At 64.6% G+C, this 19,414-nt stretch carries 14 protein-coding genes; 11 read left to right on the top strand and 3 right to left on the bottom strand.

What is annotated here, in order from left to right:
• Window positions 1–171 precede the first annotated feature (171 nt).
• Window positions 172–2,220 carry a PhoX family phosphatase gene (locus tag LOY34_RS05340; protein ID WP_093386927.1) on the top strand — a complete coding sequence of 683 codons (2,049 nt, stop codon included), beginning with the start codon at window positions 172–174 and terminating at the stop codon, window positions 2,218–2,220.
• Window positions 2,221–2,244: 24 nt separating this feature from the next.
• On the opposite strand, the gene gspK is transcribed toward LOY34_RS05340, so the two are convergent.
• The gene (gene gspK, locus LOY34_RS05335) at window positions 2,245–3,210 is read right to left on the bottom strand and encodes a type II secretion system minor pseudopilin GspK (RefSeq protein WP_195885777.1); all 966 of its coding nucleotides are present in this window, start codon (window positions 3,208–3,210) and stop codon (window positions 2,245–2,247) included.
• Window positions 3,211–3,353: 143 nt separating this feature from the next.
• On the opposite strand from gspK, the gene tatA reads away from it, so the two are divergent.
• The 9 genes from tatA to nagE all read left to right on the top strand — a co-directional run bounded on the left by tatA (window position 3,354) and on the right by nagE (window position 13,411).
• Window positions 3,354–3,578 carry a twin-arginine translocase TatA/TatE family subunit gene (tatA, locus tag LOY34_RS27365; protein WP_195885776.1) on the top strand — a complete coding sequence of 75 codons (225 nt, stop codon included), beginning with the start codon at window positions 3,354–3,356 and terminating at the stop codon, window positions 3,576–3,578.
• Window positions 3,578–3,856 (top strand): Sec-independent protein translocase protein TatB, encoded by a 279-nt coding sequence (gene tatB, locus LOY34_RS05325; RefSeq protein WP_195885775.1) that lies wholly within the window; start codon window positions 3,578–3,580, stop codon window positions 3,854–3,856. The genes tatA and tatB overlap by 1 nt, the downstream gene beginning before the upstream one ends.
• Entirely contained in the window at window positions 3,856–4,635 is a 780-nt protein-coding gene (tatC, locus tag LOY34_RS05320) for a twin-arginine translocase subunit TatC (RefSeq protein ID WP_093386934.1), read from the top strand. Before tatB ends, tatC begins: the two co-directional genes overlap by 1 nt.
• A gap of 92 nt (window positions 4,636–4,727) precedes the next feature.
• Window positions 4,728–6,239: a Fic family protein gene (locus tag LOY34_RS05315; protein ID WP_195885774.1), complete on the top strand. Its 1,512-nt coding sequence runs from the start codon at window positions 4,728–4,730 to the stop codon at window positions 6,237–6,239.
• Window positions 6,240–6,319: 80 nt separating this feature from the next.
• On the top strand, window positions 6,320–7,051 hold the full coding sequence (locus LOY34_RS05310; protein WP_123565693.1) for a GntR family transcriptional regulator: 732 nt from the start codon (window positions 6,320–6,322) through the stop codon (window positions 7,049–7,051).
• Between the two features lie 10 nt (window positions 7,052–7,061).
• Window positions 7,062–8,159, top strand: coding sequence for an N-acetylglucosamine-6-phosphate deacetylase (gene nagA, locus LOY34_RS05305; RefSeq protein WP_195885773.1), 1,098 nt, complete (start codon window positions 7,062–7,064; stop codon window positions 8,157–8,159).
• Window positions 8,149–9,171 (top strand): SIS domain-containing protein, encoded by a 1,023-nt coding sequence (locus LOY34_RS05300; RefSeq protein ID WP_195885772.1) that lies wholly within the window; start codon window positions 8,149–8,151, stop codon window positions 9,169–9,171. Before nagA ends, LOY34_RS05300 begins: the two co-directional genes overlap by 11 nt.
• A gap of 19 nt (window positions 9,172–9,190) precedes the next feature.
• On the top strand, window positions 9,191–11,731 hold the full coding sequence (ptsP, locus tag LOY34_RS05295; protein WP_258664339.1) for a phosphoenolpyruvate--protein phosphotransferase: 2,541 nt from the start codon (window positions 9,191–9,193) through the stop codon (window positions 11,729–11,731).
• A gap of 12 nt (window positions 11,732–11,743) precedes the next feature.
• Complete coding sequence (nagE, locus tag LOY34_RS05290; RefSeq protein ID WP_195885770.1) at window positions 11,744–13,411, top strand: N-acetylglucosamine-specific PTS transporter subunit IIBC; 1,668 nt, start codon at window positions 11,744–11,746, stop codon at window positions 13,409–13,411.
• Between the two features lie 77 nt (window positions 13,412–13,488).
• Here the strand turns inward: nagE and LOY34_RS05285 are convergent, their stop codons facing one another.
• Together LOY34_RS05285 and purL are read right to left on the bottom strand one after the other, a co-directional pair.
• Entirely contained in the window at window positions 13,489–13,800 is a 312-nt protein-coding gene (locus tag LOY34_RS05285) for a YqfO family protein (RefSeq protein ID WP_093386966.1), read from the bottom strand.
• Window positions 13,801–13,803: 3 nt separating this feature from the next.
• Window positions 13,804–17,703 carry a phosphoribosylformylglycinamidine synthase gene (gene purL / locus LOY34_RS05280; protein ID WP_195885769.1) on the bottom strand — a complete coding sequence of 1,300 codons (3,900 nt, stop codon included), beginning with the start codon at window positions 17,701–17,703 and terminating at the stop codon, window positions 13,804–13,806.
• A gap of 246 nt (window positions 17,704–17,949) precedes the next feature.
• On the opposite strand from purL, the gene mltF reads away from it, so the two are divergent.
• Window positions 17,950–19,410, top strand: a complete 1,461-nt coding sequence (gene mltF / locus LOY34_RS05275) for a membrane-bound lytic murein transglycosylase MltF (protein ID WP_045196482.1) — start codon at window positions 17,950–17,952, stop codon at window positions 19,408–19,410.
• Window positions 19,411–19,414: the final 4 nt, after the last annotated feature.

Raw genomic sequence — 19,414 nt, 5'->3', positions numbered from 1 at the left:
ACAGTTTGATGGCAGTTAATCGACAGCCAGGGCAAAACCTCAGGCAAATCAGGTGGTAACGATTTATTTCCTTCAACGCCTTTTAACAAAACTGCCAATCAATCATCACACTTGCTCACTAAAGTCCCGGTTTCTTTCACGCCGCATCATTGAACAAAAGGAACTGAACTGATGAGTCGAGACACCGGCGACAACCTGAACCGCAACCAGAGTGGCAACCTGCCCATGGACAGCGTTCTGGAGTCTTACCTGAGCCGCCGCAGCGTGGTACGCGGTGGCCTGGGCGCCGCGATCGCGATGATTGCCGGGACTGGCCTGACGGGCTGCTTCGACAGCAGCGACTCAGATGACGATGAACCCGTAGTCGAGCCGCCAACCCCGCCGAAACTGAAGCTCGGCTTCACTTCAATCCCAGGCTCGCGCACCGACGCCTGCGTGGTCGCCGCCGGCTACACTGCTTACGTCCTGGCGCCCTGGGGCACGCCGCTGAACAGCAGCGCCAACCCATGGAAAGCCGACGGTAGCAACACCGCCGCCGACCAAGCCAACTCGGTGGGCATGCACCATGACGGCATGCACTTCTTCCCCATCAACGGCAGCTCCGAAGACGGTTTGCTGGCGATCAACCACGAATACATCGACGCCGACGCCCTGCACCCCAACGGCCCGACCAGCGACAGCAGCGGCAAGCGCCCGGTGGAGGAAGTGCGCAAGGAAATCAACGCCCATGGCGCCGGGGTGATCCGCCTGAAGAAAGTCAGCGGCCGCTGGCAGGTGGTCGACAACGACCCGCTCAACCGCCGCTTCACCACCGCCACGGTGATGAACATCGCAGGCCCCCTGCGCGGCAGCGAGCACGTCAAGACGCGCTTCTCGAAAAACGGCACCCAGGCCCGCGGCACCAACAACAACTGCGGCAACGGCTACACCCCGTGGGGCACCTACCTGACCTGCGAAGAGAACTGGCCGGGGATTTTCGTCAACACCAGCGCCACCCTGCCGGCCGACCAGAAGCGCATTGGCGTCGGCACCAAGGCCGGTAACTACAAGTGGGAAAGCGTGGCCGGTGACCCAAGCGAAGTGGATGGCGAATTCAGCCGCTTCAACGTCACCCCGAGCGGCGCCAGCGCCACCGAGGACTTCCGTAACGAAGCCAGCACTTACGGCTACATCGTCGAGATCGACCCGTACACGGCCAATACCCTTGCGGTAAAACGCACCGCGCTCGGGCGCTTCCGCCACGAGGGCTGCTGCCCGGGGCTGCCGGTGGTGGGCAAGCCGCTGGTCTGGTACATGGGCGACGACTCCAACAACGAGTACCTGTACAAATTCGTCTCCAGCGCGCTGTGGGAAGCCGCCGATGCCAACCCGGCCGACCGCCTGGCCACCGGCAACAAGTACATGGACCAGGGCAAGCTGTACGTCGCCCGCTTCAATGCCGACGGCTCGGGCGTGTGGCTGCTGCTCGACGTCAACACCCCGACCAGCAGCGGCAAGACCCTGGGCTCGATCTACGGCGACCTGCCGGGGATCATCCTCAACACCCGCGGTGCTGCCGACGCCCTCGGCGCGACGCCGATGGACCGCCCGGAATGGACCACGGTCAACCCGCTCAATGGCGACGTGTACCTGACCCTGACCAACAACAGCGCACGCACCGCGGCCAAGGTCGATGCCGCCAACCCGCGCGGGCCGAACCGCCACGGCCATATCATCCGCTGGCACGACAGCGACGATCAGTTGAGCTTCAGCTGGGATATCTTCGTGTTTGGCGCCAACGCCGCCGGCACTGCCGACATCAACCGCTCGGGCCTGACCGAACTCAACCAGTTCGCCAGCCCCGACGGCATGAGCTTCGATAGCCGCGGCATCCTCTGGTTCCAGACCGACAACGGTGAAAAAACCCTGACCGACTACACCAACGACCAGATGCTGGCGGTGATCCCCACCGACCTGGTCGATGCCGCGGGCAAGCAGGTGCCGGTCAACGCCAAGAACCAGGTCGACCTGCGCCGCTTCTTCGTCGGCCCCAACGGCTGCGAAGTCACCGGCATTGCCTTCACCCCCGACAACAAGTCGATCTTCGTCAACATCCAGCACCCGGACAACTGGCCGTCTACCGACGTCGCCACTGCCGTTACCGCGGCCGGCACCAAGGTGCGGCCACGGGCCTCGACCGTGGTGATCCAGCGTGCCGATGGCGGTGAAATCGGCGTGTAACCCAAGCCTCGCTCGGCGCAGCCCTTACCAGGGTTGCGGCGAGCGGCTGATCACCTGCACCTGCTGGACCGGCACCAGCGCGTGCCACTGCACGATCCCGCGTGCGCGCAGTTGAAACTCGCTGCGCATCTTCTGCCCGTCCTGTTCGAATTCCAGCTGCAAGGCAAAGTCACCGCTGTTGAGCAGCAAGCCTTCGCTCAACCGTGCGAATGTTGCGTCGTCCATCGCCCCCAGTGCCTGGCGCAACGCACCCGCATCGTGATAACCGCCAGCAGGCCGGCCGGTGATGATCCGGGTCAGCAGCGAACGTGACACCTCCCCTTCGTACAGCGCTTCAAGCAATGGCAACTGCTCCAGGCTCAAGGCATTGGCGTTCAGCCGCCAGCCGCTGGTCTGCGGCAGCGCGCACAACTGTGGATAGCGTTGCTGGCGGCTGGCATCGGGCTCAAGCAGCAGGTTCAGCTCACTCATGTCGACCATCATCTGGTTGGCCGCCAGGCGCGCGGGTGACTGGCGCAGGTACTGGTCGCTGTCGGCGCCGCTGAGCCGGGCCTGGCCGTCGCTGTCGATCCAGTCGGCCAGGGCATCGGTCAAACGTTGCGCGGCCATGTCATCGCCCAGCAGGTAGCGCAATTGCCGCGCGGCCCGTTCGCTCTCCTCGCCAATCAGCGCGTTGACGTTGAAACAGCTGTGCAAGTCGCGGATGCGCAAGGCCGCCGAGCCGCCGGCAAAGGCATAAGACAGCGGCTGCCCGCGCAGCGCCTGCCAGAACAGCGGGCTGACGCGCCAGGCCGGGTCTTTCAGGGCCTGCTCGGCAAAGGCCAGGCCGGCGGTTTCCATGGCCCTGGCCTGCACCCGTTGCTGCACCAGGCGCACGCTGTCGATCTGCTGGCGACCGTCCTGCACCAGCCAGGTCAGGCCGCCTGCGAGCATCGCCAGCACCACCAGCACCATCAACAGCGCCGCTCCTTGTTGCCGCTTCGCACCCATGAACTGCACATCCCTAACCAATGAGCCGTCAGTCAACACAACGGATGTTGCAGGCACATGGCAAATACAGCTGCACGTCACTTTTGCGTCACAAAGCGCAGGCAGGATAAGGCCTTCTTTTTCATGAGCTTGGAGCGTTTTTCATGGGTGGTATCGGGATCTGGCAGTTGCTTATCGTGTTGGTGATCGTGTTCATGCTGTTCGGCACCAAGCGCCTCAAGGGCCTGGGTGCGGATGTCGGCGATGCGATCCAGGGCTTTCGTAAATCCATGGGTAACGGCCCGGCCACGGACGAAGCCGTAAGCCCGGTCAAACCCCAAGCGCCGCTGCCGGTCGACAGCGTGCAGCAAGCGGAACACCAGCGCTGATGTTCGAAGTCGGTTTTACCGAACTGCTGCTGGTGGCCATCGTCGCCCTGCTGGTGCTCGGCCCCGAGCGCCTGCCGGCGGCGGCGCGCACCCTGGGCCGCGGCCTGGGCCAGGCCAAGCGCGCCATGGCCACGATCAAGACCCAGGTCGAGCGCGAACTGGACACCCAGGCCCTGAGCCAGGAACTCGATGCCCTGCCCTTGCAGCGCCTTGAACAGGACCTGCGCCGCGGCGTCAGCCTGCAGCCGGACCACAGCCCAACCAGCGGAAACCCCTGATGAACACAGCAAGCCAAGACCCCGGTATGCCGCTCACCGCTCACCTGCGCGAACTGCGCAGGCGCCTGGTGCGCTGCCTGCTGGCCATCGCCGTGGTATTCCTCGGCCTGTTGCCGTTTGCCCAGACCCTGTACACCCAGGTCTCGGAACCGCTGCGCCGCTACCTGCCCGAAGGCGCGAGCATGATTGCCACCAGCGTCACCTCGCCGTTCCTCGCGCCGTTCAAACTGACCCTGATGGCGGCACTGTTCGTCGCCATGCCGGTGCTGCTGCACCAGGCCTGGAGCTTCATTGCCCCGGCGATGTACCGCCAGGAACGGCGCATCGCCCTGCCGCTGCTGGTATCGAGCATCGTGCTGTTCTACTCGGGCATGGCCTTCGCCTTCTTCGTGGTCTTTCCAATGATGTTCGGCTTCTTTGCCAGCGTCACCCCGGATGGCGTGGCGATGATGACCGACATCGGCCTGTACCTGGACTTCATCCTCGCCCTGTTCCTGGCCTTTGGCCTGGCGTTCGAAATCCCGGTGGCGACCTTCATCATCGTCTGGGCCGGGGTCACCGACGTCGGTACCCTGCGCAAAAGCCGCCCTTACGTGATCGTCGGCTGCTTCGTGGTCGGCATGCTGTTGACTCCGCCGGACGTGTTTTCGCAAACCCTGCTGGCGGTGCCGATGTGGATCTTGTTCGAGGTCGGTTTGCTGGCCTGTGCTGCGGTCGAGCGCAAAGAACAGCGCACAATGCCAGTCAGCCTTCAGGCCTCAAATGAGCCTGGCAACTAAAGAAAAAATCGGCATACTCGAGAAATCTGAAGATTTTCATGGGCCAGTGAAGAAAATCCTGGCCTTGGATACCGAAAAACAGGATTTCCGGCATGCAAGCGGTTGGCTACGCCCATCTTCATCAGCAGCTTCAACTGACGGTAGTACCGCTGCAGCTACCGGCTGTCGTTCAGCCGGTTACGCGTATCCAGCAAATCGGTACCACCTTGGCCGTACCCGCCGCCATTGCGCCTGCGGCCAACGACTTGCTGGGTCATGCGCTGTTTGCCCTGAAGCACGAAGGGATCAACCTTGCGCTATTGGCCCAGGCGTTGCCGAAGATCCCCGCCGAAGCATTCGAAGATGCCCTGCGCTCAACACCCAACGGGATATACATCCGTAAGGCCTGCTATTTACGCGAGGCGTTCTCTGGCGAGTTGCTTAAGCAGCAAGCTCCGGTCCGTGGCCCTTTCGTGGACCTTTTCGATCCTGAACACTACATCACCAAGCCTGGGGAGCGAAGCTCCAGGTGGCGGGTCGAGTTCAATGGCCTCGGTTCACTGGCTTACTGCGCCACAGTCGAACGTACGCCGCACATCAAAGCCCTGCTCGACTATGACATTCCAGCACGCGCCAGGGCGTTCATGCAGTCGCTGCCGCCCATCATGATGGACAGCGCCATCAACTGGGCGTACTTGCACGAAACCAAGGACTCTTTCGCCATCGAACGGGAAGCGCCCAGTGAAGACAAATCGCGCAAGTTCATACAGTTGCTGCGCCAGGCCCACGAACGCCAGCCGCTAACCGAGGACTATCTGGTCGCCTTGCAGAACGCCACGATCAGCAACCCGTATGACATGGCTGGCGCCTTCAGACATGAACAGAACCATCTTGCCGGTGCCCTGCAAGGCGCTGCGGGTGTGACCTACGTTCCTCCCCCAGCGGAGCTCTGCCGGGAGCTGATGGAATCATTGATGCACTTTGCCAATGAAGATGCAGCCCGCACCGATCCTCTGGTGGCAGCCGGGATCATCTCCTTCGGCTTTGTCCTGCTCCATCCCTTCATGGATGGTAACGGTCGGCTTTCTCGCTTCCTGATCCATCAGACATTGTGCCGGGCCGGCGCGCTGGACAACGGCCTGTTACTTCCCGTGTCGGTTGCCATGAAACGGAACGAGCGAGGATACCTGCAAGCACTGCAGAGCTTCTCCCGACCCGTGAGGGATTTTTGGGATGTCCAGTGGATTGACTTCGGGCAGTTGAACTTCCAGTTCCGTGGTGATGCGGCCGTCTACCGTTACTGGGATGCGACGCCTTGCGTGGCCTTCACCCTGGAAATGGCCAAGCATGCGCTTGAAGTGGAGCTGCGCGAAGAAACGACCTTCCTGGCCTGTTTCGATAGCGTTTACAAAGCCGTCGACGAGCAATTTGACGTGCGCGGCAGCGAGCTTTCGAATCTGGTCATGATGTGCCTGACCAATGGCGGTGTCATGTCCAGGCACAGGCGTAAGCAGTTTCAATACACGGTTCCCGCCCACGTATTCGATTTTATCGAACAGGCGGCACGACAAGCCCTGGCTGGCCAGCAGTCTGAGGTTGAGTCGAATGATGACGACGCAAAATGAAACAGGCTGACAAGTGGTATTGACGTGGTATTCAAGTGGTATTAAATTTTTAATACCACTCGCCACCTGAAGCTACCGCCATGCCTCCGTTGACCGCCCTGCGCCCCGACGACACCCTGGCCACGCCCTTGTACCTTCAGTTGGCGCGCAACCTGGAACAGGCCATCCACGCCGGGCAATGGAAAGCCGAACAGGCATTGCCGTCGGAGCGCAGCCTCAGCGAAGCCCTGGACATCTCCCGGGTGACTGCACGCAAGGCCCTGGAAGTGCTGCTCGAACAAGGCCTGATCCGCCGTATCCAGGGCTCCGGTACCTTCATTACCCCGCGCCTGGAACAACCACTCTCGCGCCTGTCGAGCTTCAGCGAAATGCTCCGTATGAAGGGCTTCACGCCCAGTTCGCAGTGGCTGGAGCGCAGCGTCGATGCGCCGTCTGCCGATGAGCTGGTGCGCCTGGGCCTGTCGCCCAACGAACAGGTGGTGCACCTCAAGCGCCTGCGCAAGGCCGATGACATCGTCATGGCCGTCGAGTACAGCACCCTGCCCGCGCGCTTGCTGGGCAACCCCGAGGCTATCGGCGATTCGCTGTACCAGTACCTCGACCAGATCGGCAAGCCGGTGGTGCGCGCCCTGCAACATATTCGCGCAATCAATGCCAGCGCCGAGCTGGCGGCGCGGGTCGGCATCGAGCCCGGCACCGCCATGCTGCTGATGACCCGGGTCGGCTACCTCGACGACAACACCCCTATCGAACTGACCGACACCTACTGTCGCGACGACTACTACGACTTTGTCGCCGAGCTGCGACGCTAGCGGAGCCCCCATGAGCGAACACAACATACTCACCCCGACGGGCTGGGTACGCGGACGCCTGTTGCTGCGTGACGGCCGCGTCGCCGCCATCGACGGCCAGCCCTGCGACCCGCAGGGCAACGATCTGCCCTACCTGCTGCCCGGTTTCATCGACCTGCACGTACACGGCGGCGGTGGCAGCGACATCATGGAAGGCGCCCAGGCGTTCGCCACCATTGCCCGTACCCACGTGCGCTTCGGCACCACCTCGTTGCTGGCCACCACCATGACCGCGCCCAAGGAAGAACTGACCCAGGTGCTCGGCGCCCTCGGCGAGTACGTTCGCCAACCGCGCAGCGACGGCGCCCGGGTGCTCGGTGTGCATCTGGAAGGCCCGTACATCAACCCCGGCAAGCTCGGCGCGCAGCCGAACTTCGCCCACCTGGGGCTGCTCGAAGAGGTCGACGCCTACCTGGCCCTGGCACCGATCAAGGTGATCACCATCGCCCCGGAAGTCGCCGGGCACCTGCCGTTGATCCGCACCTTGAGCGAGCGCGGCGTGCGCCTGCAGATCGGCCACACCCTGGGCAGCTACGAAGAAGGCGTGGCAGCCCTGGAAGCCGGCGCCACCAGCTTTACCCACCTGTACAACGCCATGAGCCCGCTGCACCACCGCGAGCCGGGCATCGTCGGCGCGGCCCTGGCCCATGCGCGCTTTGCCGAGCTGATTCCCGACCTGCTGCACGTGCACCCCGGCGCCATCCGCGTGGCCCTGCGCTCGATTCCTTGCCTGTACTGCGTGACCGATTCCACTGCCGCCGCGGGCATGCCCGATGGCGAGTACAAGCTTGGCAGCCACACCGTGACCAAATGCCTGGGCGGCGTGCGCCTGGCCGACGGCACCCTGGCCGGCAGCACCCTGACCATGGACCAGGCCCTGCGCAACCTGGTGAAGATCGGCCTGCCCCTGGCCGAAGCCTCCCAGCGCCTGTCGCAGTTCCCCGCCGACTACCTCGGCCTGCAAGAGCGCGGGCGCCTGCAGCCCGGTAGCTGGGCCGACGCCGTGAGCCTGGATCGCAACCTCAACCTGATCGGCGTAATGGTCGAAGGAGAACACCTTGAGCTCTAAGATGCTTGCCGAGGCCCTGGCCGCGGCCAACGTTGTGCAGACCCAGTTGCAGCGCTGCGACGCGCGTATTGCCAGCGTCGCCGAACAACTGCGCAGCCTCGCGCCGCAGGTTGCCCTGACGGTCGCCCGCGGCAGCTCGGACCACGCCGCCAGCTACTTTGCCTACCTGGCCATGCAGCAGCTTGGCCTGCCGGTGGCCTCGCTGCCGATGTCGGTGGTGACCCTGCAGAACTCGCCCCTGCAGGTGCGCGGCCAGGTGGCCCTGGGCTTTTCCCAGTCGGGCCAGAGCCCGGACCTGGTCGACAGCCTGCGCACCCTGCGCGAACGCGGTGCCACCACCCTGGCGCTGGTCAATGCCGAAGACTCGCCACTGGAGCAGGCCTGCCAGTACCACCTGCCGCTGTGCGCCGGCCCCGAGCTGAGCGTTGCCGCGACCAAGAGCTTTATCGCCACCCTCAGCGCCAGCGCCCGCCTGGTCGCCCAGTGGCAGCAGGACCCGGCGCTGCTCGACGCCGGCCTGGCTCTACCCGGGCAACTGCGTGAAGCCGCCGAACAAGACTGGAGCCTGGCCATCGAGCAACTGCGCGACTGCCAGCGGCTGATGGTCATCGGCCGTGGCGCCGGCTTTGCCATCGCCCAGGAAGCGGCGCTCAAGTTCAAGGAAACCTCGGCGATCCAGGCCGAAGCCTTCAGCAGCGCCGAGGTGCGTCATGGCCCGATGGCGCTGATCGATGCCCATTACCCGTTGCTGGTATTGGCGCCTCGTGGCGTCGAGCAGGCCGGCCTGTTGCAGTTGGCCGAAGACATGCGCCAGCGCGGCGCCAAGGTGCTGCTGGCGGCGCCGGCGGACATCCCCCAGCGCAACCTGACCTTAAGCTGCGCCGCCCACCCGGGCCTCGATCCGCTGCTGGCGATCATGAGCTTCTATGTCATGGCCGCAGGCCTGGCCGAGGCGCGTGGCATGGACCCGGATCAGCCCCGTCACTTGAGCAAAGTGACCCGAACTCACTGAGGCACCGAGGACCTTGCGTATGCCCAACAACAAGAACATCACCCTCCATGCCCCCCTCGAAGGCCCGCTATTGCCGCTCGACCAGGTGCCCGACCCGGTGTTCGCTGGCGGCACCCTGGGCAACGGCATCGCCATCGACCCGCTCAACGACTGCCTGCAGGCGCCTTGCGCCGGCACCGTCATCCACCTGGCGAAAACCCTGCACGCCCTGACCCTGCGCGCCGACAACGGCGCCGAGGTCCTCATGCACATCGGCCTGGATACCGTGCAGCTGCAGGGCCGCGGCTTCGAAGCACTGGTGGCCAACGGCGAACGGGTCGAACGTGGCCAGCCGCTGATCCGCTTTGACCTCGACCTGGTGGCGCAACACTGCACCAGCCTGATCACGGTGATGATCCTCAGCAACAGCAGCGACTACCGCTTGCTGCCGCGCACCACTCGCTCGGTGGCATTGGGTGCGCCGCTGCTGGATGTCATCCCCAATGCCAGCATCGCTGCAGGCAAAGCAGCCAGCAGCGGCGAAACCGTGCGCGGCAGCGCCAGAGTCGCTCATCACGGCGGCTTGCACGCGCGCCCTGCGGCGCTGCTGCGCCAGACTGCCCAGGGCTTTGGCAGCCGCGCCGAGCTGCACTTCAACGGCCAGGTCGCCGCGCTCAACAGCCTGGTGGCGATCATGGGCCTGGGTGTCGGCGAGCAGGATGAAGTTGAAATTGTTTGCAGCGGTGCCGACAGTGCGCAGGCGCTGCAGGCGCTATTGGCAGCAGTCACCACCGCGAGCGTCGGCGAACAGCATGCCGCCCCTGCCATCAGTGCTCAGGCCACACCCGTCGCCAACCTGCAGCCCGGCATCCTCAACGGTGTCTGCGCATCGCCGGGCTTGGCCTGTGGCCCGCTGGCGCGTCTGGACGGGATACGCCTGCCGCCAGACCCGGGCGGCCATACGCCCGCTGCGCAGCACCAGGCCCTGGACGCCGCACTGGTCAGCGTCAAAGCCGCCATTGAAGGCGACTTGAAACAACTGCAACAAGGTGATGCTGCAGCCATTTTCGAAGCGCACCTGGCACTGCTCGACGATCCGTCACTGATCGACGCTGCACGTCAGCGCATCGACCAGGGCATTGCCGCCAGCCACGCCTGGAGCCAGGCCATCGACGCCCAGTGCGCGATCCTCAAAGCCCTCGACAAGCCGCTGCTGGCCGAGCGCGCCAACGACCTGCAGGATTTGCAGCAACGGGTATTGCGCGCCCTGCTCGGCGAAAGCCGCGAACTCGACCTGCCACCCTCGGCGATTGTCGCCGCCCATGAACTGACGCCCTCGGACCTGCTGCTGCTCGACAAGCACGCGGTGGCCGGGCTGTGCATGGTCGCCGGGGGCGCCACTTCGCACGTTGCCATCCTCGCCCGCGCCCGCGGCCTGCCGTGCCTGGTTGCCCTGGGCCCGGAGCTGTTGAACCTGCAGGCCGGCCAGGTGCTGGTGGTGGACGGCGAGCAGGCCCGGCTGGAAACCGCGCCAGACGCCGAACGCCTGGCCGAAGTCGCGCAGCTTCGCCAGCAACAGCAGCAACGCCGCCAACAGCAACAAGCCGCCGCCCAGGGCAGCGCCCAGACCCGTGACGGGCGCCTGATCGAAGTTGCCGCCAATGTCGCCTCGGCGGCCGAAGCTGCCCAGGCCCTGACTCTTGGCGCCGACGGCGTCGGCCTGTTGCGCACCGAATTCCTCTTCGTCGACCGCCACACCGCCCCGGATGAACAAGAGCAACTCAGCGCCTACCAGGCAGTACTGGATGCCATGGGCGATCGCCCGGTGATCATCCGTACCATCGATGTCGGCGGCGACAAGCAACTGGACTACCTGCCCCTGCCCCACGAGGCCAACCCGGTACTCGGCCTGCGCGGCATTCGCCTGGGCCAAGTGCGCCCCGAGCTGCTCGACCTGCAATTGCGTGCCCTGCTGCAGGTCAGCCCGCAGCGCCGCTGCCGGATCATGCTGCCGATGGTCAGCGAGGTCGATGAGCTGCTGGAAATCCGCCAGCGCCTGGACCGCCTGGCCAGCGAGCTGGGCATCAACCAGCGCGCCGAACTTGGGGTGATGATCGAAGTTCCGGCCGCCGCCCTGCTCGCCGAGCGCCTGGCCGAACACGCCGATTTTTTCTCGATCGGTACCAACGACCTGTCCCAGTACACCCTGGCCATGGACCGTGACCACGCGGGTCTGGCCGCCCGCGTCGACGCCCTGCACCCGGCGCTGCTGCGCCTGATCGACCTGACCTGCCAGGGCGCCGCCCGCCATGGCCGCTGGGTCGGGGTGTGCGGCGCCCTGGCCTCGGAGCCGCTGGCCACCGCAGTGCTGGTCGGCCTCGGGGTCAGCGAGCTGTCGGTCAGCGCCCCGCAGGTCGGCGAGATCAAGGAGCGCGTGCGCCAGCTCGACAGCAGTGAATGCCGCACCTTCAGCCAGCAGCTACTGGGCCTGTCCAGCGCCCGCGCGGTGCGCCAGGCCTGCCGCGATTTCGCCGCACGCCCGCTACACCACCGCCACTCCCCACTCAGCACAGAACAATAACCGGAGCGCACCATGTACCAGCACTTCATCCAGGGCCTGCAACGGCTCGGCCGCGCCCTCATGCTGCCCATCGCCATCCTGCCGATTGCCGGCCTGCTGCTGCGCCTGGGCGATACCGACCTGTTGGACATCGCCCTGATCCACGATGCCGGCAACGCGATTTTCGCCAACCTGGCGCTGATCTTCGCCATCGGCATTGCCGTCGGCTTTGCCCGCGACAACAACGGCACCGCGGGCCTGGCCGGGGCCATTGGTTACCTGGTGCTGGTCTCGACCCTCAAGGTCATCGACCCGCACATCGACATGGGCATGCTCGCCGGGATTCTGTGCGGCCTGCTCGGCGGTGCGCTGTACAACCGTTTCAAGGACATCAAGCTACCCGAGTACCTGGCCTTCTTCGGTGGCCGGCGTTTCGTGCCGATTGCCACCGGTTTATCGGCGGTGGGCCTGGGCTTGCTGTTCGGCCTGATCTGGCCGCCCCTGCAGAACGGTATCAACAGCCTCGGCCAACTGCTGCTCGACAGCGGCAGCATCGGCGCGTTCTTCTTCGGCGTGTTCAACCGCCTGCTGATCGTCACCGGCCTGCACCATATCCTCAACAATCTGGTGTGGTTCGTCTTTGGCAGTTTCGAAGGTGCCAATGGCCTGACGGTAACCGGCGACATCAGCCGCTATTTCGCCGGCGATCCCCGGGCCGGCCAATTCCTCGCCGGGATGTTCCCGATGATGATCTTCGGCCTGCCCGCCGCCTGCCTGGCCATGTACCGCCATGCCCTGCCGGGGCGGCGCAAACTGATTGGCGGCATCCTCCTGTCGATGGCCCTGACCTCGGCACTCACCGGCGTTACCGAGCCGATCGAATTCGCCTTCATGTTCCTCGCGCCCCTGCTGTTCCTGATCCATGCCGTACTCACCGGCCTGGCCATGGCCCTGTGCGACCTGCTCAACATCCGCCTGGGCTTTACCTTCTCCGGTGGCGCCATCGACATGGCCCTGGGCTGGGGCCGCTCGACCAATGGCTGGATGGTGTTCCCGGTCGGGCTTTTGTATGCGCTGGTGTACTACTTCGTTTTCGACTTCTGTATCCGCCGCTTCAACCTGAAAACCCCGGGCCGCGAAGACCAGCCCAGCGAAGAAGCTCCAGTCCAGGACGCTAGCGCACCACGCGGCAAGCGCTACATCGATGCTCTCGGCGGTGCCGGCAACCTGCTTTCGGTGGACGCCTGCACCACACGCCTGCGCCTGTTGCTCAATGACCGCGGCCTGGCCCACGATGGCATGCTGAAAACCCTCGGGGCCATGGCCGTGGTACGTCCGGGTTCCGGCGGTAGCCTGCAGGTGGTGGTCGGGCCGCTGGCCGACACCATTGCCGACGAGATTCGCAACCAGCTGCCCCATGCCCTGGCGAATGTCGTCGAGCAGCCGCAAGTGAAAGCCGAGGCGAGCGAAAGCATGGCCGCTGAAGACTGGCTCAGTGCATTGGGTGGCAAGGACAACTTGTTGAAGGTCGATTGCGTGGCCCTGACCCGGGTGCGGGTCGAGCTCAAGGATGCGCGCAAAGTGACGCGCGAGCGCCTGTTGGCGCTGGGGTGCCAGGGGGTCAGTCCGCTGGCGGACGGGACCTGGCATTTGTTGCTGGGCAAGCGTGCTGCTGCCTTGAGCCAGGCGTTGCAGGGCTGAAAAGCATCGCGGGTCAAGTCGAGGCGTCGCACCGCCGCTCCCACAGGTGGGAGCGGGCTTGACCCGCGATGAGATCCTTAGAAGTCCGCTAGCTGCCAGACCTCATAAGCCGGGGTTTCATAAGGGTGGCTGAGCTTGAGGGCAGCGACCACCGAGCCGATCAGCTCGTCGGCCACCACCAGCTCAACCCGCCATTCTTCGACCTGCTCGACCACGCCCGCCTGCCCGAGGAACGGCTGGCTGCCGTCCAGCGGACGGAACTGGCCCTGGCCCAACACCTGCCAGGCGCAGCAGTCGTAGTTGCCGATGCGCCCGCCACCGGCGGCGAACACAGCGGCCTTGACCACCTCCACGTGGCTTGGCGGGACGAAGAAGGCGAGCTTGTACACCCCTTAGTTCACCCACGCCCGGGCGTTGCGGAACATGCGCATCCACGCCGCGTCTTCGTTCCAGTCATCCGGACGCCAGGAGTTCTGCACGGCACGGAAGACCCGCTCAGGGTGCGGCATCATGATGGTGACGCGACCGTCGCGGCTGGTCAGGCCGGTAATCCCGCGCGGCGAGCCGTTCGGGTTGGCCGGGTAGCTTTCGGTGACCTTGCCGTGGTTGTCGACGAAGCGCAGGGCCACGCAACCGGACAGGTCAGCTTCGAGCAGGGCTTCTTCGCTGGCGAACTCGGCATGGCCTTCACCGTGGGCGATGGCAATCGGCATGCGCGAACCGGCCATGCCCTGGAGGAAGATCGAGTTCGACTTCTGCACTTCGACCATGGCCACACGGGCTTCGAACTGCTCGGAGCGGTTACGCACGAAGTGCGGCCAGAACTCGCTGCCCGGAATCAGCTCGTGCAGGTTGGACATCATCTGGCAACCGTTGCACACGCCCAGGGTGAAGCTGTCGCTGCGCTCGAAGAAGCCCTGGAAGGCATCACGGGCACGGGCGTTGAACAGCGCCGACTTGGCCCAGCCTTCACCGGCGCCGAGCACGTCACCGTAGGAGAAACCGCCACAGGCCACCAGGCCCTTGAAGTCGTTGAGGTCGACGCGACCGGCGAGGATATCGCTCATGTGCACGTCAATGGCGTTGAAACCGGCGCGGTCGAAGGCTGCGGCCATTTCGACCTGGCCGTTGACGCCCTGCTCGCGCAGCACTGCCACTTGCGGACGCACGCCCTTCTTGATGTACGGCGCGGCGATGTCCTGGTTGACGTCGAAGCCGAGCTTGACGCTCAGGCCGGGATTGTCTTCTTCCAGCAGCACGTCGAACTCTTGGTCGGCGCAGTCGGCGTTGTCGCGCAGACGCTGGATCTGATAGCTGGTCTCGGCCCACTGGCGCTGCAGCAGGCGGCGGTCGCCCTTGAACAGTTCTTCACCGGCAAGCTTGATCAGCACTTCGCCGTTGTTGATCGGCTGGCCGATCACCGCGACGCAGTCTTCACCCAGGCCGGCTGCGCTGAACTGGGCCAGCACGTCCGGGGTGGCGTCCTGACGCACCTGAATCACCGCGCCCAGCTCTTCGTTGAAGAGGATGGCGGCGACTTTTTCGCGCTTGCTGGTCAGGGTGTCCAGTTCCAGGTCCAGGCCGCAGTGGCCGGCGAAGGCCATTTCCAGCACGGTGGTCAGCAGGCCACCGTCGGAACGGTCGTGGTAGGCCAGCAGGTGGCCGTCGGCGTTCAGGCCCTGGATCACGGCGAAGAAGGCCTTGAGGTCTTCGGCGTCGTCGACGTCCGGCGCTACGGCGGCCAGCTTGCCGTGGGTCTGGGCCAGGATCGAGGCGCCCATGCGGTTCTTGCCGCGGCCCAGGTCGATCAGGATCAGGTCGGTCTCGCCCTTGTCCATGCGCAGTTGCGGGGTCAGGGTCTTGCGTACGTCGAGCACCGGGGCGAAGCCACTGACGATCAGCGACATCGGCGAGGTGACGCTCTTGTCAACGCCCTCTTCGCTCCACTTGGTCTTCATCGACATCGAGTCCTTGCCCACCGGAATGGTCAGGCCCAGCTCCGGGCACAGCTCCATGCCGACAGCCTTGACGGTGTCGTACAAGCGGGCATCTTCACCCGGGTGGCCGGCAGCCGACATCCAGTTGGCCGACAGCTTGATGTCGGACAGCTTGCCGATGTGCGCGGCGGCCAGGTTGGTCAGGGTCTCGCCGATGGCCATGCGCCCGGACGCCGGGGCGTCGAGCAGGGCCAGCGGGGTACGCTCGCCCATGGCCATGGCTTCACCGCTGTAGACGTCGAAGCTGGTGGCGGTGACGGCGCAGTCGGCCACCGGTACCTGCCAAGGGCCGACCATCTGGTCGCGGGCAACCAGGCCGGTGATGGTGCGGTCGCCGATGGTGATCAGGAAGCTCTTGCTGGCCACGGCCGGGTGGCGCAGGACGCGCTCGACCGAGTCGTTCAGTTCCAGGGTGCTTGGGTCGAAATCATCGCCCAGCTCCGCTTCGCGGGTCACCGAACGGTGCATGCGCGGCGGCTTGCCCAGCAGCACGTCGAGCGGCATGTCCACCGGGGTGTTGCCGAAGTGGCTGTCGGTCACGGTCAGGTGCGGCTCGGCAGTGGCCTCGCCGACCACCGCGAACGGGCAACGCTCGCGCTCGCAGATGGCCTGGAAGCGCTCGAAGTCGCCAGCGCTGACCGCCAGCACGTAGCGTTCCTGGGATTCGTTGCTCCAGATCTCGTGCGGGGCCATGCCCGGCTCGTCGTTGGGCACGTTGCGCAATTCGAAGCGGCCACCGCGGCCACCGTCGTTGACCAGTTCCGGGAAGGCGTTGGAAATACCGCCGGCGCCGACGTCGTGGATGAAGGCGATCGGGTTGTTGTCACCCAGCTGCCAGCAACGGTCGATGACCTCCTGGCAGCGGCGTTCCATTTCCGGGTTCTCGCGCTGCACCGAGGCGAAATCGAGGTCAGCGGAGCTGGCGCCGGTATCGACCGACGAAGCCGCGCCGCCACCCAGGCCGATGAGCATGGCCGGGCCACCGAGCACGATCAGCTTGGCGCCGACGGTGATCTCGCCCTTTTGCACGTGGTCTTCGCGGATGTTGCCCAGGCCACCGGCCAGCATGATCGGCTTGTGGTAACCGCGAACTTCTTCACCGTGCGGGGTGTTGATCGACTGCTCGAAAGTACGGAAGTAGCCAGTCAGGGCCGGACGACCGAATTCGTTGTTGAACGCGGCGCCGCCCAGCGGGCCTTCGACCATGATGTCGAGGGCGGTGACGATGCGGTCCGGCTTGCCGTAGGCCTGCTCCCATGGCTGTTCAAAGCCCGGGATGCGCAGGTTGGAAACGGTGAAACCGGTCAGGCCGGCCTTGGGCTTGGCACCGCGGCCGGTAGCGCCTTCGTCACGGATTTCGCCGCCGGAACCGGTGGAGGCGCCGGAGAACGGCGAGATGGCGGTCGGGTGGTTGTGGGTCTCGACCTTCATCAGGATGTGCACCGGCTCCTGCACCGCGCCGTACTGGCGGGTCTCAGGGTTCGGGAAGAAACGCCCGGCGACGGAACCGACGATCACCGAGGCGTTGTCCTTGTAAGCCGACAGCACGCCTTCGTTGTGCATCTGGTAGGTGTTCTTGATCATGCCGAACAGGCTTTTTTCCTGGCTCTGGCCATCGATGTCCCAACTGGCGTTGAAGATCTTGTGGCGGCAGTGCTCGGAGTTGGCCTGGGCGAACATCATCAGTTCGATGTCGTGCGGGTTGCGCTTGAGGCCCTGGAAGCTGGTGACCAGGTAATCGATCTCGTCTTCGGCCAGGGCCAGGCCCAGCTCGACGTTGGCTTTCTCCAGCGCGGCGCGGCCACCGCCGAGAATGTCGACAGCAGTCAGCGGCTTGGGCTGGGCGTGGCTGAACAGGCTGGCGGCCTCTTCAAGCTTGGCCAGCACCAGCTGGGTCATGCGGTCGTGGAGGATGTCGGCAACGATGGCGGCGTCGACGTCGCTCAGCTCACCGCTGACGTAGTAGGCAATGCCCCGTTCCAGGCGCTGGATGTTTTCCAGGCCGCAGTTGTGAGCGATGTCGCTGGCCTTGCTCGACCAGGGCGAGATGGTGCCGAAACGCGGAACCACCAGGAACAGGCGCCCGCTTGGCTCCTGGACCGGTACGCTCGGGCCGTACTTGAGCAGGCGCGCGAGCACTTGCTGTTGGTCGGCACTCAGATCGCCGTCAACCTCGGCGAAATGCGTGAATTCAGCATACAAACCACTAACAGCGGGGACTTTCTGGCTCAGTTGCTCGATTAACTTACCGTGGCGAAAGGCAGAAAGGGCAGGAGCGCCGCGCAGGATCAACATCGTCGGGACAGCCTCAGGAAGGGGGTGTGCTTAGAGGCCGTGCATTCTAGCCTAATTCCGGCGCTTCCGGCACCCGAAACACAGCATTGCAACACCTCCGCATGTCGGCCCGGCAAAGCGGACTCGGGGGTCAAAAAAAACCGCCGGTTTTGCCCTGCATTTTGCCTTTAACGCAAAGATCGCTAGCAGACAAGCAAACCGTTGTCGAGATATGGCGCGGCCGGTCCTTTGCGTATACTGCAACCTATGTTCGCCCAAACCGCTTTGCGCCAGCGGTGCGCCAGATGGCTCATCGCAACCGGACTCTTCCTGATGCTCGGTGCCTGTGTTGAAAAACCCAGCACCCTCGAGCGTGTCAAGGAAGACGGCGTGCTGCGCGTAATTACCCGCAACAGCCCGGCCACCTACTTCCAGGACCGCAACGGCGAAACCGGCTTCGAGTACGAGCTGGTCAAGCGTTTCGCCGACGATCTGGGCGTAGAGCTGAAGATCGAGACCGCCGACAATCTCGACGACCTGTTCAACCAGCTCGGCCAGCCGTCCGGCCCGGTGCTCGCAGCGGCCGGCCTGGTCAGCAGCGAACAGCGCAAGTCGCAGGTGCGCTTTTCACACCCGTATCTGGAAGTCACCCCGCAGATCATCTACCGCAACGGCCGTCCACGGCCCACCGACGCCAAGGACCTGGTCGGCAAGAAGATCATGGTGCTCAAGGGCAGCACCCACGCCGAGCAGATGGCCGAGCTGAAAAAGCAGTATCCGGCGCTCGAATACGAAGAATCTGACGCAGTTGAGGTGGTCGACCTGCTGCGCATGGTCGATGAGGGGCAGATCGACCTGACCCTGGTCGACTCCAATGAACTGGCAATGAACCAGGTCTACTTTCCCAAGGTACGGGTGGCTTTCGACCTCGGCGACGCCCGTGACCAGCGCTGGGCGGTGGCAGCCGGCGAAGACAACAGCCTGCTCAACGAGATCAACGAATTTCTCGACAAGGTGCAGAAGAATGGCACCTTGCAGCGTCTGAAAGATCGCTACTACGGCCACGTCGATGTACTGGGTTATGTAGGCGCTTATACCTTTGCCCAGCACCTGCAGCAACGCCTGCCGCGCTACGAGAAGGCCTTCCAGGCCTCGGCCAAGAAGGAACAGGTCGACTGGCGCCTGCTGGCCGCAATCGGCTACCAGGAGTCGATGTGGCAGGCCGAGGTGACCTCCAAGACCGGCGTGCGCGGCCTGATGATGCTGACCCAGCGCACCGCCCAGGCCATGGGCGTGTCCAATCGCCTGGACCCGGTGCAGAGCATCCGCGGCGGTGCCAAGTACTTCATGTACGTCAAATCCGAGCTCGATGACAGTATCGAGGAACCGGACCGCACCTGGTTTGCCCTGGCCGCCTACAACGTCGGCAGCGGTCACCTGGATGATGCGCGCAAGCTGGCCAAGCGCGAAGGCCTGAACCCCAACAAGTGGCTGGACGTGAAGAAGATGCTGCCGCGCCTGTCGCAGAAGCAGTGGTACAGCAAGACCCGCTACGGCTATGCCCGCGGTGGCGAGCCCGTGCACTTCGTCGCCAACATCCGCCGCTACTACGACATCCTCACCTGGGTGACCCAGCCGCAGCTTGAAGGCAGCCAGGTGGCCGAGAGCAACCTGCACGTGCCCGGCGTGAACAAGACCAAGCCGACCGAGCAGACCCCGCCACTCTGAACTG

Origin of the sequence: Pseudomonas sp. B21-009, from assembly GCF_024749345.1 — a bacterium.
GTDB lineage: Bacteria > Pseudomonadota > Gammaproteobacteria > Pseudomonadales > Pseudomonadaceae > Aquipseudomonas.
Note: the sequence above shows the minus strand (reverse complement) of the source record. Positions and strands in the feature narration are given on the sequence as shown.